The sequence below is a fragment of the Promicromonospora iranensis genome, from assembly GCF_028994775.1.
GTDB lineage: Bacteria > Actinomycetota > Actinomycetes > Actinomycetales > Cellulomonadaceae > Promicromonospora > Promicromonospora iranensis_A.
Window position 1 is genome coordinate 46258 of record NZ_JAJQMN010000004.1, and the last position, 13860, is coordinate 60117.

Sequence of the window (13860 nt, forward strand, 5' to 3'; positions counted from 1 at the left end):
CCCTTCCTCAGATGGAGATCGCGCCCGTGGCGAGGGCGACGACGCCGATCACCGCGCCGATGACCGACACGACGAAGATCACCAGCTCGCCCCTGCTGAACACTCGCCGGCCCTGCTCGCGGCGGGTCATCGCGAAGAGGATCGTGGCCGGTGCGTAGATCACGAACGACAGCAGGACGAACGTCATCCCGGCCGCGAACAGCAGGAACAGCGTGTAGAGCACGGCGAGCGCCGCGATGACGAGGTCACGCGTCGTGGGGCTGCCCGCCGCCGGCCCGCCGCGCCCGAGCGCCAGCTTGAGCGCGTAGCCGCCGGCGAGCAGGAAGGGGATGAGCGAGAGCGCGCTGGTCAGGTCGAGCGCGAACGTGAACGCGTCCTCGGACAGCAGCGTGACGACCAGGACCACCTGGATGAGCACCGTCGTCAGCAGGAGCGCCGCCCGCGGCACGTCGTTCGCGTCCGACCGGGCGAGGAACCGCGGCATGTCCCGGTCCTTGGCCGCGACGAACAGGACCTCGGACGCCATGAGGGTCCAGGCCAGATAGGCGCCCAGCACCGACACGATCAGGCCGACGCTCACGAACGCCGCACCCCAGCCGCCCACCGCCGCCTCGAGCACCCCCGCCATAGACGGCTGGCGTAGCTCGGCGAGCTCCTCCATCGGGAGGATGCCGTACGACACGATGGTCACCGACGCGAAGATCGCGAGCACCATGAGGAAGCCCAGCACCGTCGCGCGGCCGACGTCCTCGCGGCGGCGCGCGTGCCGCGAGTAGACGCTGGCGCCCTCGACCCCGAGGAAGACGAAGACCGTGGCGAGCATGGTGCCGCGCACCTGGTCGAACAGCGGGCCGGTGATGCCGTAACCCTCGAAGTTGTCCATGAGCACCTGCGGGTCCAGCAGGAAGACCGCGATGACCACGAACATGATGATCGGCACGACCTTGGCGACCGTGACGATCCGGTTGATGGCCGCGGCCTCCTTCACCCCGCGGCGCACCAGCAGGTAGAACAGCCACACGCATGCCGACGACACGACGAACGCGACGAGGGTGTCGCCCTCCCCGAGCACGGGCAGGATCGCGCCCACCGTCGACATGATGAGGATCCAGTAGGTGACGTTGCCGACGCACGCGCTGGCCCAGTACCCGAAGGCCGAGAAGAAGCCGAGGTACTCACCGAAGCCGGCCTTCGCGTAGGCGTAGACACCGGAGTCGAGGTCGGGCTTGCGCATCGCGAGCCGCTGGAACACGAAGGCGAGCATGAGCATGCCGCTGCCCGCGATGAGCCACGAGATGAGAGCGCCGAGCACCCCGGTCTCGCCGGCGAACCGGCTCGGGAGCGAGAAGACACCGGCCCCCACCATCGAGCCCACCACCATCGCGGTGAGCGTGGCGACGCTGATCTTCGCCGTGCGTACCTGCGTGCGGTCGTCAGCCTGCATCGCGAGACCCCCATAGCGGTCGGGCGCGGCCCGGCCACCCGGTCCACGCGTCCGGTGCCTCGCGCCCCTCGATGCTCCGGCAGGTTCAATTACAAACACGCCCGGAGGAGATCGGCAAAAGATGCGGCCGGCTCGGGCGCCCTCGCCGGAGCACGGGATGCCGCCCGGGGAACACCCTGACCAGGCAGACGGCGGGCCGGGGCCGCATGCTGTCCTGATGGAAACGCTCGACGCCTGGGTCCTCGACGCCGGTGACATCCTCTGGACCAACGCTGTGCTTCCCGTCGTGGCGGTGCTCGGTCTGTGGTTCACGATCCGCAGCAGGGCGGTACAGCTCCGGCTCATCCCGGAGATGTTCCGCACGCTGACCGACAAGACCCCGAAGGACGCGGACGGCGAACCGCAGTCGCTGTCGGCGTTCCAGGCGTTCACGGTCTCGGCGGCGTCGCGGGTCGGCGTCGGCAACATCGCGGGGGTCGGCACCGCGATCGCGCTCGGCGGGCCGGGGGCGGTCTTCTGGATGTGGCTCATGGCGTTCGTCGGCGGCGCGTCGTCGTTCGTCGAGTCGACCCTGGGTCAGCTCTACAAGGTGCGCGACGCCGACGGCTTCCGCGGCGGCCCCGCCTACTACATGGAGCACGGCCTGAAGGCCCGGTGGATGGGCATCGTCTTCGCCGTCATCCTCATCGTCTGCTTCCCGTTCGCGTTCTCGTCCCTGCAGGCCAACACCATCGCCGCGACGCTCGACGCCGCGGTGGGCACGGCGTCCGGCGACGGCGCGAGCCCGGTCGTCTGGGTGGTCGCCGTGGTCCTGGCCGTGCTGTGCGGTCTGGTCGTGTTCGGCGGCATCCGGCGGATCGCTCACGTGACCCAGGCGGTGGTACCCACGATGGCGCTGCTCTACCTGGCGGCCGGGATCGTGATCGTCGCCCTGAACGTCCAGCGCGTTCCCGAGGTGTTCGCCATGATCTTCACCGAGGCCTTCGGCGCCCAGGAGGTCTTCGGCGGCGCTGTCGGCACGGTCATCCTGCAGGGCGTCAAGCGCGGCATGTTCTCCAACGAGGCGGGGCTGGGATCGGCGCCGAACGCGGGGGCCAGCGCCGCGGTGACGCACCCCGTGAAGCAGGGCCTCGTGCAGACCCTCGGCGTCTACTTCGACACGTTCCTCGTGTGCTCGGTCACCGCGTTCATCATCCTGGTCTCCAGCCCCGACCTCAGCGGCGCGACCGCCGGCATCGCCCTCACCCAGACGGCGCTCGTCGCCAACCTCGGCGCCTGGTCGAACTGGCTGCTCGCGGTGATCATCTTCCTGCTCGCCTTCAGCTCGATCCTCGGGAACTACTACTACGGCGAGTCCAACATCGAGTTCATCACCGGCTCACCCGCCGTCCTGGCCGGGTACCGCACGCTCGTGGTGGTGGCCGTGTTCGCCGGATCGGTGCTGGACTCATCGCTGATCTGGAACACCGCCGACGGGATCATGGGCGTGATGGCCCTGGTGAACCTCGTGGCCATCGCGCTGCTCTCGGGCATCGCCTTCCGGCTGCTGCGCGACTACACGCGGCAGCGACGCGCCGGGCACGACCCGGTGTTCACGCGCGACCTGCTGCCCGACATCAGCGGCGTCCAGTGCTGGCAGGACGAGCAGTCCGTGACCGGCCTCCCCCGTCAGCCCCGATGACCATGCGCCTGCTGCCACACGAGCCGCTCACGTGACAGCAGGTACACGGTCATCTCAGCGCGACTCCGGCAGCAGTGCTCCTCGGACCAGGGCCAGGACCGCCTCGTCGCTCAACCCCTGTGCACGCGCCCGGGCCACGAGCGCGCGAGCCTCGCCGACCAACCCGCTCGGGTCCGACGCCGGCCGGGCGGCGTCAGCGAGAGCCTCGCCCGTTCCGGCCGCGCCCGCCGGAGGCTCCGCGATCACCGTGCCCACCCGACGCCGGCTGGTGACCACACCGCTCGCCTCCAGCTCCCGGTAAGCCCGCTGCACCGTGCCGACGGCGATCCCCAGGTCGCGCGCGAGGTCCCGCGAGGCCGGCAGCCGGTCCCCCGGACGCAGACCGCCCACCGCGACCAGGGCCGAGACCTGGCTGCGGATCTGCTCGTAGACCGGGACGGGCGAGGCCAGGTCGACCTGCAGCGCCGTCATGCCGAGGGCTCTGCCGGGGCGGTGCGCGGCACGCCGTCCGCGGCACCCGCACGCCGGGGTGTCAGCGCGGTGGTCGCGACCACCAGGGAGCCGACGAAGGCCACGACGGCCAGGAGCAGGCAGGCGATGCCGCCGGCCAGTTCGTCGACCCTGAGCAGCGCGCCGGCCGCGAACGCCAGGTAGCCGGTTGCCCCCAGCCCCACCCACGCCTGCGCACCGCCGAGCACACGCGCGGCGGAGGTTCGCCGGATCGCGTCGTCCTGCTCCGGGGACAGCAGCCCGATCGGAGGCCGCCGCGTCACCGCCCGCAGCGCCAGGACCGTCGCGCCGACCACGAGCAGCAGGGCCACGAGCGCGGGGCCGCCGAGCTCCCAGTCGGGGTAGGGGCCGGCCGCGTGCGTCTCCACGACGACGCCGCCGGCACTCGTGACGACACGTTCGACGCTGCGTCCGTCGGCGGCAGCAGTGAGCCCGAAGACCACGAGGGCGACGGCGAGCCCCACGGCGGTGCCGACGAACACCGGCAGCCGCCAACCGCCCTGGTCCCGCACGCTCCGCCGCACGAGGGGCGCGCTGCGCACCTCACCGGTGGGGCGCGGCCAGCGCGTCTCACCGCTGAGGCGGGCCAGGCAGAACGTCAGGGCGGCGACGAACGGCGCCACGCCGAGCAGCACACCGGGCGGACCCCAGGTCACCACGGCTGGGTTGCCGAGCGCCAGCGCGGAGCAGACGCTCGCCGCCGCCGCTGCCGCCGAGATGCGGGTCTCGTGGCGGCGGGCCGCGACGACCGTCGCCTCGTGGTCGCGCGGCGGGCCGCCCTGGTTCGTGACCAGCAGCACGATCAGGGTGATGAGCAGGGCCGGCAGGCCGAGAACGATCACGAGTACCACCGCGTGCATGGCCGCTCCATTCTTTGAACCAATGTATTGAGTCATTGAACCATAGCAGCCCGCACGGGGCCGGCTGCGTGAGGGCCACCACACCACGCCTGCGCGCACCGTCACCGATGGAACAATGGGACCGTGACCTCCGTCCTCGACACCGCCACGCAGGCGCCCGCCGCATCCGGCCAGGCGTCGAGCGCTCCCCTGCTGGGGCCCCTGCAGATCGGGCCCATCACCGTCGCCACGCCGGTGGTGCTCGCGCCCATGGCGGGGGTGACCAACCGCGCTTTCCGCACGCTGTGCCGCGAGGCGGGGCGGTCGACCGGGTTCGACCCGGGCCTGTACGTCGCCGAGATGGTGACCAGCCGGGCGCTCGTGGAGCGCAACGTCGAGGCGCTGCGCATCGTGACGTTCGGCGAGGACGAGACGCCCCGCTCCGCCCAGGTGTACGGCGTGGACCCCGCCACCGTGGGCGCTGCCGTCCGGATCATCGCCGGTGAGGAGCGGGCCGACCACATCGATCTCAACTTCGGCTGCCCGGTGCCCAAGGTGACCCGCAAGGGTGGCGGGGCGGCGCTGCCCTGGAAGCGGCAGCTGTTCACCGACATCGTCAATGCAGCCGTCGACGCCGCCGCGCCGCACGGCGTGCCCGTGACGATCAAGATGCGCAAGGGCATCGACGACGACCACCTGACCTACCTGGAGGCCGGCCGGATCGCGGAGTCGCTCGGCGTCGCCGCCGTCGCGCTGCACGCCCGTACCGCCGCGCAGCACTACTCCGGCCAGGCCGAGTGGGAGGCCATCGCCCGCCTCAAGGAGGCCGTGCGGACGGTCCCCGTGCTCGGCAACGGTGACATCTGGTCCGCGGAGGACGCCGTGCGCATGGTCGAGGAGACCGGCGCCGACGGCGTCGTCGTCGGCCGGGGCTGCCAGGGCCGCCCCTGGCTGTTCGCCGACCTCGCCGCCGCCTTCAACGGCTCCGACCTGCGGGTCCGACCCGGCCTGCGCGAGGTCGCCGACACGATCTACCGGCACGGCAGGCTCATGGTCGAGTACTTCGACGGCGACGAGGGCAAGGGCATGCGCGACCTGCGCAAGCACATGGCCTGGTACCTCAAGGGCTATGCCGTCGGCGGCGAGAAGCGGCACGAGCTCGCCCTGATCAACACCCTCGCCGAGCTGCGCGAGCGGCTCGACGCGCTGGACCTGGACGCCCCCTACCCCGGGGACGACGCCGAGGGCCCGCGCGGCCGTGCCGGATCGCCGAAGACGCCCCACCTGCCGTACGGCTGGCTCGACTCCCGCGACCTGTCGGAGGAGTTCGAGGCCAAGCTGCGCGAGGCCGAGCTGAGCGTCAGCGGCGGCTGACGCCGGGAACGGGGACCCGACCGACCCGCGGGGCCGGCGACCACCGGTCCGCACGAGCCACGGTGCGACCACGCTCGGACCAGTTCGGATACGCTCCTCCCGCCGTCCGGCGAGCGCGCAGGCCGGCCGGCTCTCCCCGACCGAGCCCACCCGACCCGAGGAGTTCTCCGTGCTGTCCGACGTGGCGCGACGTGTCCGCGCACCTGAGATCACGCCACCCACCGCCGACGACCCGCCCGAGCTCGGCGGCTATGAGATCCGCGGCCGGCTGGGCCGGGGCGGCATGGGCATGGTGTACCTCGGCGCCACACGGAGCGGCCGCCTGCTCGCAATCAAGGTGATCCACCCGGAACGCACCGACGAGCGTGAGTTCCGGGCCCGCTTCCGCCGCGAGGTCCAGGCCGCGACGAAGGTCCGCAACCGGCACACGGCGGCCGTCGTCGACTTCGACGTCGACGCCCCGCAGCCCTGGCTGGCCACCGAGTACGTGCCCGGGCCCACCCTGGCGCAGGCCATCGCCGAGGAGGGGAGCCTGCCCGAAGGGGCGGTCCGCGAGCTCGTGGCCGGTCTCGCCGAGGCTCTCGACGTGATCCACCGCGAAGGCCTTGTCCACCGCGACGTCAAGCCCGCCAACGTGCTCCTCGGCCCCGACGGGCCGGTGCTGATCGACATGGGCATCGTCTCGGACTCGGACGCCACGTCGTTGACCACCACGGGCATGCAACCGGGCACGCCGCAGTTCATGTCGCCCGAGCAGGCCCGCGGCGAGGTGGTCACCGCCGCCTCGGACGTGTGGTCCCTCGGCGCCGTCGCCCACCTCGCGGCGGCCGGGACGCCGCCGTTCGGGACCGGCAGCCTCGCGACGCTCACCTACCGGATCGTGCACGAGCAGCCCAGCCTCAACGCCCTGCCGCCCGGGCTGCGCCCCCTCGTGGGCGCCTGCCTGGCCAAGGACCCCGCCGGGCGTCCGACGACGGCGGCGGTGCTCGCGTCGCTCGCCGGACCGCCGCGCATCGACCCCGTCGGCACCGGCCTCGTGGCCTCGACCACGCCCGACGACGACGACACGATGCTGCGCGACGACGACACGGTGCGGCGCGCGACGCCGTCGTCGTCCGCCGCCGCGGCCACGCCGGACCCCGTCGTGACGCCCGCCCCGCCCCGCCGCGCGCGGCGCGGAGTCCTGGCCGCCCTGGTCGCGGCCGCTCTGGTGCTGGCCGGCGGCGGCGCGGCGGCGGTCGCGCACTTCCTGGATCCCGACGACGAGCGCACCGTGAGCGCCACGCCCGAGGCCGAGGCGGCCACTTCGGCCGAGCCGTCCACCGAGCCCAGCCCCAGCCCCACCGCGAAGAAGCGGAAGCCGAAGCCGTCGGCGACGCCCGAGAGCTCGCCGTCCGCCACGCCGGTCGAGCAGGGCGCCCCGTCCGCCGACGAGCAGAACGCGGCCCCGGCGCGGTTCCAGCCGGGCGCCGTGGCGATCCCGGCACAGGTCCAGGTGGGCCAGAAGATCACCGCGAAGGCGACCGGCTGGGCACCGCAGCCCACCGCCACCGCATGCCGGTGGAGCATCGGCGGCGAGGAGCGGGACAACCTCGGGTCGTGCACCTACACCGTCGCGCTGGACGACGTCGGCAAGGCCGTCCAGGTCAGGCTGACCGCCGCCCGACCGGGGTACGCCAAGACCGTGGCGCTCTCCGAGCCCACCGCCACGGTGCCGCAGCCGTCGGTGCCGCGACCGTCCTGCTCGATCACCCTGCGCCCGGGCGTGGAGCATGCGGGCTGGCTGGCCCACTGCGGCATCGAGCAAGACCCGAACGTCACCTACACGTGGACCTGGGTCGACATCGACACCGGCGAGACGATCACGCAGGAGGGAGAGGCGGGGTACACGGTCGGTCCGAGCATGTGGGTTCGCGGCAGCCACAAGGGAAACCGCGTGACCGTGACGGTGACGGCAGAGCGATCGGGCTACCGTCCCGCCGAGTTCAGCGCCACGAAGACCATGCCGAACGAGTGGGCTCCTGCCGGGTGATCTCCCGGCGGTTCGAAACGCCGCCAGGCGTCCAGGCGTCCAGGCGTCCACTGGTCACGCGGTCGGCAGGATGCCGGTGAGCTCGTCCGGGGGCTGAACCCGCCCCATGACCGACGACGCCATGACGAGCCCCGGCTCGTCCCGGCCCGCCGCCGGTTCCCGGGTGGCGAGCAGCGCCGCGCCGTCGGCCGCCCAGGCGAAGCCCGGCCGACCCGTCGCCGTCCCGTACAGCTCGTCCAGGTGGTCCGGGTGCCGCTCGGCGAGCAGGCCCAGCACCCACGAGGGGACGTCGGGGTCCGCGAGCACCTGGGCGAGCCGCTGAGGCTTCCACGGCTGCCACGGTGCGGTGTGCACCTCGCGGAGCTGTGCGTACCAGTCGAGCAGCCGTAGCCCTTTGACGGGGTGGTGCACCAGGGCGAACGCCTCGTCGTCCGGGTCCGCGGCGTCGTCGGGCAGCCAGCGCTCGTCGCGGAGGGCGGGCAGCAGCGCGAACTCCTCCGCCGGGGCTCCGACCTGGTGCTTGAACCGCAGGTAGCAGTCCATGACGTGCGACGCCGTGCCTTCCACCAGCACGTCCCCGAACAGGTCGCGGAATGCCCGGTGGTGGTCGGCGACCAGCTCCCGGGCGCGGGCCAGCGTGCGTGGGTTGCGGTAGGCCGGGCACGGGGTGGACGCCAGCAGCGTGACGACGCCCCGGACGACGTCGACCATGTTGCCCGGCGGGAACGCGAACGGGGTGTCCGCGAAGATCCACGCCGCCCCGACCGGCAGGATGCGCCCGGACAGCGGCAGGCCAGGAGCCAGTTCCGTCGACCGGATCTCGGAGCAGCCCGTGAACACCCGGTACTCCAGGTCGTCCTCGAGGTTGTGCAGCACGGCGTGCTCGTCCACCAGGTCGGTCACCATGAAGTAGCCGAGCACGCCGCCGTCGCGCCACGGTTCGAGCAGTGCCCGCTCGGCGGCGGTCAGGATCAGCCCGGCCGGGGCACTACCGGCGGCGTCTGCGGGTGGTTCAGTGCCGAGGAGCCGCTGCACCAGCGAGCCACCCACACCCTGCGGCCCGGAGTGCACGAGCATGTCGACGGCACCGTCCAGGACCATCGCGTCGCGCAGCTCGGGGTCGTCGTCCGCGTCCGGGTCGTTGGCGAGCACCTGCGAGCCGACGTAGCCGGCCTGGCGCTGGACCGCTTCGGCGTTGGCGGGCCGCAGCACGTGCTCGACCAGCCGTGCCTCCAGCCGCGTCGCGAGGGTCAGGCGGTCGTGCAGCGTCAGCCGGCCGAGCGGATCGGCGGCCGGGTCCGGGTCAAGGTGGTCGGCTGGCGTCGATGTCCGGGTCATAGCGCCTATGATTCAACAGGAATCGGTATCGATGAGCATCAAGCCGAGTTATCTGTGGATAACTTGATGGCTTTTCGCTGACGCATCGGCTCCTCGGACGGACTCCGCCCTCTCGACCAGCAGGGTGAGAACTCGAAGCGATTCAGATCGATCTTCTGCGTAAAGAGCACAAAGGGCCCAAGGTAGTCCAGGATCAGCCTTGCACACCCGAACGGCCGGCGCGGCCACGCGACCGGGCAGTCTCAGCCCATCCACCCCTACCGACGGAAAGGGATACACCCAACATGGCATCGGAGAAACGCCCCCGACGCGTTCCTGCGGTCATCGCCGACATACGCAGAAACCCAGGGTTCTTCCTGGGGGCCTTCGGCCTCTCGGCCTGGGCCTACATCGGCATGTCACACACCATCGCCGCCTATGAGGGGCCCGAGCTCGGCTACGCGCTCGGTGTCGCCTACGAGGCACTGGTGATCGGCCTGGCCTGGGAGGGACGGCGCCGAGCCGACCGCGCTCTCGAGAGCGGCCGCCCGCCGTCCGGTCACGGACGCTGGCTCGGCGGCGCGATCATCGTCGGCGTCCTGTCCGGCGCGCTCGCCGCCTGGCACGGCTGGCTGCTCGGTGAGGGCATCTTCGCCATCTCCCGCGCCGTCGCCCCCGTCCTGGCCGCGGTCGCGGTGCACCTGTTCTTCCAGTCGGCGTCGAGTGCGCGCAACCTCGACCGACTGGCCAAGATCGAGACCGACCGCGAGACGGCCGTGCTGGACATGCTCGACGCGGTGCGGCTGGCGCAGATCGCCCCCGAGGACGAGCGTGACGCTCGCATCGCGGACGTGAACGCCGCGGTGACCCGGGTCCACCGTCACGTGCCCGCCGGCGTCACCGCTGAGGTGACGCGTCCGCACCTGGAGTCGGAGCGCACGATCCGCGACGTCGTCCAGGAGGCCGCGGCGCTGGCCGGCGAGTGGATGCCGGACCAGGGCGAGCTCGAGCGGGCCTCGGCCGACCGCGCGCTGGCCCGCGTGAACCTGCCCGAGCTCACCCTTCCCGCCGGCGTCCAGCTCGGCCTGGCCGTGACCGACGGGGGCGAGCACGACCGGTCAGCGCACCACGAGCCGGCCCTGCCCGGCAGCCCCGAGCGCGAGCGGACCGCCGCGCCCGAGCGGGTGCGGTCCGAGCCCGCCCTGACCGGAGAGACCGAGCGCGTGCAGCTGGAACGCAAGTACACGCCCGTGAAGACGGTCGCGGCCGAGCCGGTGACGAGTGCCGAGCCCGTGAGCCGGCCGGCCACCGTGACGGACTGGGAGGCGCGCTCGACCGATGTCGCGACGCCCGCGGCCGCGGACGTCGCGCCGACGCTCAGCACGCACCAGATCAGCCAGATCCGGGTGCTGCGGTGGGAGCAGAACCTCAGCCTCGACGAGGTCGCGGAGCGGGTGGGGGTCTCCGTCAGCGCGGTGAACAAGTACGCCCCCAGCACCGACGTGCCGACCACCGAGACCGGTTCGGTGGCGAGGGTCGGGGCTGGTCGTTCCTGAGTGACGGTCGGCCGAGCGGCCGTCGTCGCTCGGGCCGGACCGCTGGTCGAGCCTGTCGAGACCTCGTGAGGGGTCTCGACAGGCTCGACCAGCGGGCGCGGCTCTACCAGCGGCCGGGGCTCGTCAGCCGAAGTTGACACCCTGCGCCAGCGGCAGGTCCGTCGAGTAGTTGACCGTGTTCGTGGCGCGGCGCATGTACTGCTTCCAGGCGTCCGACCCGGACTCGCGCCCGCCGCCGGTCGACTTCTCGCCACCGAACGCACCACCGATCTCCGCACCGGAGGTACCGATGTTGACGTTCACGATGCCGCAGTCCGAGCCGACCTCGGACATGAACGTCTCGGCCTCGCGCACGTCCAGCGTGAAGATCGCCGACGAGAGGCCCTGGGGCACGTCGTTGTGGACGGCGATCGCCTCGGCGAGCTCCGAGTAGGTCAGCACGTACAGGATCGGGGCGAACGTCTCGCGCTTGACGACGTCGGCCTGCACCGGCATCCGCACGATCGCCGGCTGCACGTATGCCGCGTCCTCGGCGCCGGCCACGGTCACCGCCGTGCCGCCCACCACGAGCTCGCCGCCCGCGGCCACCGCCTCGTCGATCGAGGCGAGCATGCGGTCGCGCGCGCCGGCGTCGACCAGGGGCCCGACCAGCGTGCCCTCGGTGCGCGGGTCACCGACCGGGAGCCCGGTGTAGACCTTCTCGAGCCGCGCGACGACGTCGTCCACGATCGACTCGTGCACGATCAAGCGCCGCAGCGACGTGCAGCGCTGCCCCGCCGTGCCCGCCGCGGCGAACACCGCGCCGCGCACCGCGAGGTCCAGGTCCGCCGACGGCGCCACGATCGCCGCGTTGTTGCCGCCCAGCTCCAGCAGGTACCGGCCGCCGCGGGCCGCGACGACAGGGGCGACCTGCTGGCCCATCCGCTCCGAGCCGGTCGCGGAGACGAGCGCCACGCGCGGGTCGGCCACGAGCGCCTCGCCCGCCTCGCGATCGCCGAGGAGAAGCTGCGAGACGCCGGCCGGGAACCCCGCCTCGGCGAGCGCCCGGTCGAGCAGCGCGGAGGCGCCCACAGCCGAGAGCAGCGTCTTCTCGCTGGGCTTCCACACCACGGTGTCGCCGCAGACGAGCGCGACCGCCGTGTTCCACGACCACACGGCCACCGGGAAGTTGAACGCGCTGATCACGCCGACCACGCCCATCGGGTGCCAGGTCTCCATGAGGCGGTGGCCCGGGCGCTCCGACGGCATGGTGCGGCCGCCCACCTGCCGCGACAGCCCGACGGCGAAGTCGCAGATGTCGATCATCTCCTGGACCTCGCCCAGGGCCTCGCTCGTGACCTTGCCCGCCTCGATCGTGACGAGCTCGGCCAGGTCGGCCTTGTGCTCGGTGAGCAGCTCGCCCAGACGCTTGATCACCTGGCCGCGCACGGGAGCGGGCACGGAGCGCCACGTGGTGAAGGCTTCGGCGGCCTCACCGACGGCGGTGGCCGCCTCGGCCGCGCCGTCGCGGCGCAGGCGCAGGAGCGGCTGGCCCGAGAGCGGCGAGACGACGGGGAGGGTCTCCTCGTCGACCGAGGGAGGCTCGACACCGGGGGCGGGCTCGACCACCGGCGTCGTGGCGCCCAGCCGCTCCAGGGCGGCGAGGGCGGCGTCGCGCAGCTCGGTCGTCAGCGGGGTATGGGTGGTGGTGCTGGTCATCGCGGTGCTCCCGTGGTGCGGTCGGTCGTGGTGAGGGTTGCCGGGTCGACGCCGAGGGTCTCGGCGGCGCGGGCGAGCGACCTGTCCACCTGGTCGGCGTACAGGTCGAAGGGGTCGTTGAGCTCGCGGCCAAGGGCGCCCGACATCCAGTCGGCGTCCCGGTCCGTGCCCTGCTGACTGGCGTCCTTCGCGCCGTCGGAGGTCAGGTTGGACTGGAAGATGCCGGCCGCGGAACGCGGCAGGAAGTCCTCGTAGACGACAGGTTCGCGGTGTACACCTGTCCCGTCCCTGTCTGCCTCGTAGGTGAACCAGCCCAGGCCCTGGGCGGCGAGCTCCGCCTCTGTCGTCGGGAAGGTCTTCTGCCAGACGGCGCGGGCGATCTCCTGGCGCTGCGCCTCGGTGAACCCAGGCTCCTCGGCGCGGGCCGCGGCGGCCTTCTCGTCGATCTCGAGCACCGCGGCGTCGTACGCGGCGCGGCCCTCACGGGTCAGCGCGATGCCGCGCGCCTCCACCTCGCCGAACCGCACGCGGAGCGAGTCGCTGATGATCTCGCCGGCGGCGGTGCGGAAGGTCCGCGGCTCCGCGAGCGCGCGGAACGAGGTCTGGCGCAGCAGCACGTCCGGGCCCTCCCAGCGGGGCGGCCCCTGGATCGCGTCGATCATCGTGATGCCGCGGGCCTCCATGCGGGCGTACAGGTCGTCGATGTCGAGCACACGGGGCGTGAGGTGGTTGATGTGCGTCGACGCGATGCCGCCGATGTCGGCGGCGACCGCGCTGACGGCCTCGAGCTCGCGGTACCAGGCCTGGTCGACGGGTTCGCGGGACAGCTCGAACGCCTCGGTCGCCAGGCGCAGGAACTCCGCCGCCTGGTCCTCGGGCAGGCCGCCCTCGGCCTCTGCCCGGTCCGCGAGGGCGAGCAGCTCCGGGCCGAACAGCGTGCGCGCGGCGAGGAAGTTCTCCAGGCGCCGCTCCAGGTCCGCGGTGAAGAACCGGCGGTCCGCGGTGACGAGCATCGAGGTGAAGACCCGGAACGGGTTGCGGGCCAGCTCCTCGCGCTCGATCGGGCGGAACGCCGTCGAGATGACGGGGACCGAGCTGGACGACGCGTCGCGCAGGTCGTAGAACCCGACCGGGTGCATGCCCATCGCGCCGAAGACGCGGGCGACCTGCGACATCTCGGTGGGCGTGCCCACCCGGATCGCGCCGTGCCGCTCCGCCGTGACGCGCGCGATCGAGCCCAGCCGCTCGGCGTCCGCCCCGTGCTTCGCCACGAAGTCGGCGCTGACCTCGTGCGACACGTCCAGCAGCGTGGTGTAGGCAGGCACCTCCTTGCCGTACATGTCCGAGAGGCTGCGTGCGAACGCGGCCCTCAGCTGCCAGGGCTCGAGGAACGTCGCTGCCGACATAGA

At 72.5% G+C, this 13860-nt stretch carries 10 protein-coding genes; 4 read left to right on the top strand and 6 right to left on the bottom strand.

Features of this window, described 5'->3' with window-relative positions:
* Positions 1-7: 7 nt before the first annotated feature.
* The gene (locus LUU90_RS07835; protein WP_275002808.1) at positions 8-1444 is read right to left on the bottom strand and encodes a basic amino acid/polyamine antiporter; all 1437 of its coding nucleotides are present in this window, start codon (positions 1442-1444) and stop codon (positions 8-10) included.
* Between the two features lie 217 nt (positions 1445-1661).
* On the opposite strand from LUU90_RS07835, the gene LUU90_RS07840 reads away from it, so the two are divergent.
* Complete coding sequence (locus LUU90_RS07840) at positions 1662-3125, top strand: alanine/glycine:cation symporter family protein (protein ID WP_275002809.1); 1464 nt, start codon at positions 1662-1664, stop codon at positions 3123-3125.
* 54 nt (positions 3126-3179) lie between these two features.
* Here LUU90_RS07840 and LUU90_RS07845 read toward each other — a convergent pair whose 3' ends face one another.
* Both LUU90_RS07845 and LUU90_RS07850 read right to left on the bottom strand, forming a co-directional pair.
* A complete protein-coding gene (locus LUU90_RS07845) occupies positions 3180-3596 on the bottom strand; it encodes a GntR family transcriptional regulator (protein ID WP_275002810.1) in 417 nt (138 codons plus the stop codon).
* Positions 3593-4495: a hypothetical protein gene (locus tag LUU90_RS07850; protein WP_275002811.1), complete on the bottom strand. Its 903-nt coding sequence runs from the start codon at positions 4493-4495 to the stop codon at positions 3593-3595. The genes LUU90_RS07845 and LUU90_RS07850 overlap by 4 nt, the downstream gene beginning before the upstream one ends.
* A gap of 189 nt (positions 4496-4684) precedes the next feature.
* Between LUU90_RS07850 and dusB the strand changes: the two genes are divergently transcribed.
* Both dusB and LUU90_RS07860 read left to right on the top strand, forming a co-directional pair.
* Positions 4685-5848 carry a tRNA dihydrouridine synthase DusB gene (gene dusB, locus LUU90_RS07855; protein ID WP_275003209.1) on the top strand — a complete coding sequence of 388 codons (1164 nt, stop codon included), beginning with the start codon at positions 4685-4687 and terminating at the stop codon, positions 5846-5848.
* 169 nt (positions 5849-6017) lie between these two features.
* Positions 6018-7880: a serine/threonine-protein kinase gene (locus LUU90_RS07860; RefSeq protein WP_275002812.1), complete on the top strand. Its 1863-nt coding sequence runs from the start codon at positions 6018-6020 to the stop codon at positions 7878-7880.
* Between the two features lie 54 nt (positions 7881-7934).
* Here the strand turns inward: LUU90_RS07860 and LUU90_RS07865 are convergent, their stop codons facing one another.
* A complete protein-coding gene (locus tag LUU90_RS07865) occupies positions 7935-9218 on the bottom strand; it encodes a hypothetical protein (RefSeq protein WP_275002813.1) in 1284 nt (427 codons plus the stop codon).
* 395 nt (positions 9219-9613) lie between these two features.
* Between LUU90_RS07865 and LUU90_RS07870 the strand changes: the two genes are divergently transcribed.
* Positions 9614-10753: a helix-turn-helix domain-containing protein gene (locus LUU90_RS07870; protein WP_275002814.1), complete on the top strand. Its 1140-nt coding sequence runs from the start codon at positions 9614-9616 to the stop codon at positions 10751-10753.
* Positions 10754-10876: 123 nt separating this feature from the next.
* Here the strand turns inward: LUU90_RS07870 and amaB are convergent, their stop codons facing one another.
* Positions 10877-12451: an L-piperidine-6-carboxylate dehydrogenase gene (amaB, locus tag LUU90_RS07875; protein ID WP_275002815.1), complete on the bottom strand. Its 1575-nt coding sequence runs from the start codon at positions 12449-12451 to the stop codon at positions 10877-10879.
* Positions 12448-13857 carry a 2-oxoadipate dioxygenase/decarboxylase gene (hglS, locus tag LUU90_RS07880; RefSeq protein WP_275002816.1) on the bottom strand — a complete coding sequence of 470 codons (1410 nt, stop codon included), beginning with the start codon at positions 13855-13857 and terminating at the stop codon, positions 12448-12450. The genes amaB and hglS overlap by 4 nt, the downstream gene beginning before the upstream one ends.
* Positions 13858-13860: the final 3 nt, after the last annotated feature.

Bases quoted from the DNA above. Each gene is read 5' to 3' on its own strand.
- LUU90_RS07835 (WP_275002808.1), bottom strand. From the start codon at position 1,444: ATGCAGGCTGACGACCGCACGCAGGTACGCACGGCGAAGATCAGCGTC.
- LUU90_RS07850 (WP_275002811.1), bottom strand. From the start codon at position 4,495: ATGCACGCGGTGGTACTCGTGATCGTTCTCGGCCTGCCGGCCCTGCTC.
- LUU90_RS07865 (WP_275002813.1), bottom strand. From the start codon at position 9,218: ATGACCCGGACATCGACGCCAGCCGACCACCTTGACCCGGACCCGGCC.
- LUU90_RS07840 (WP_275002809.1), top strand. From the start codon at position 1,662: ATGGAAACGCTCGACGCCTGGGTCCTCGACGCCGGTGACATCCTCTGG.
- LUU90_RS07870 (WP_275002814.1), top strand. From the start codon at position 9,614: ATGTCACACACCATCGCCGCCTATGAGGGGCCCGAGCTCGGCTACGCG.
- LUU90_RS07845 (WP_275002810.1), bottom strand. From the start codon at position 3,596: ATGACGGCGCTGCAGGTCGACCTGGCCTCGCCCGTCCCGGTCTACGAG.
- hglS (WP_275002816.1), bottom strand. From the start codon at position 13,857: ATGTCGGCAGCGACGTTCCTCGAGCCCTGGCAGCTGAGGGCCGCGTTC.
- amaB (WP_275002815.1), bottom strand. From the start codon at position 12,451: ATGACCAGCACCACCACCCATACCCCGCTGACGACCGAGCTGCGCGAC.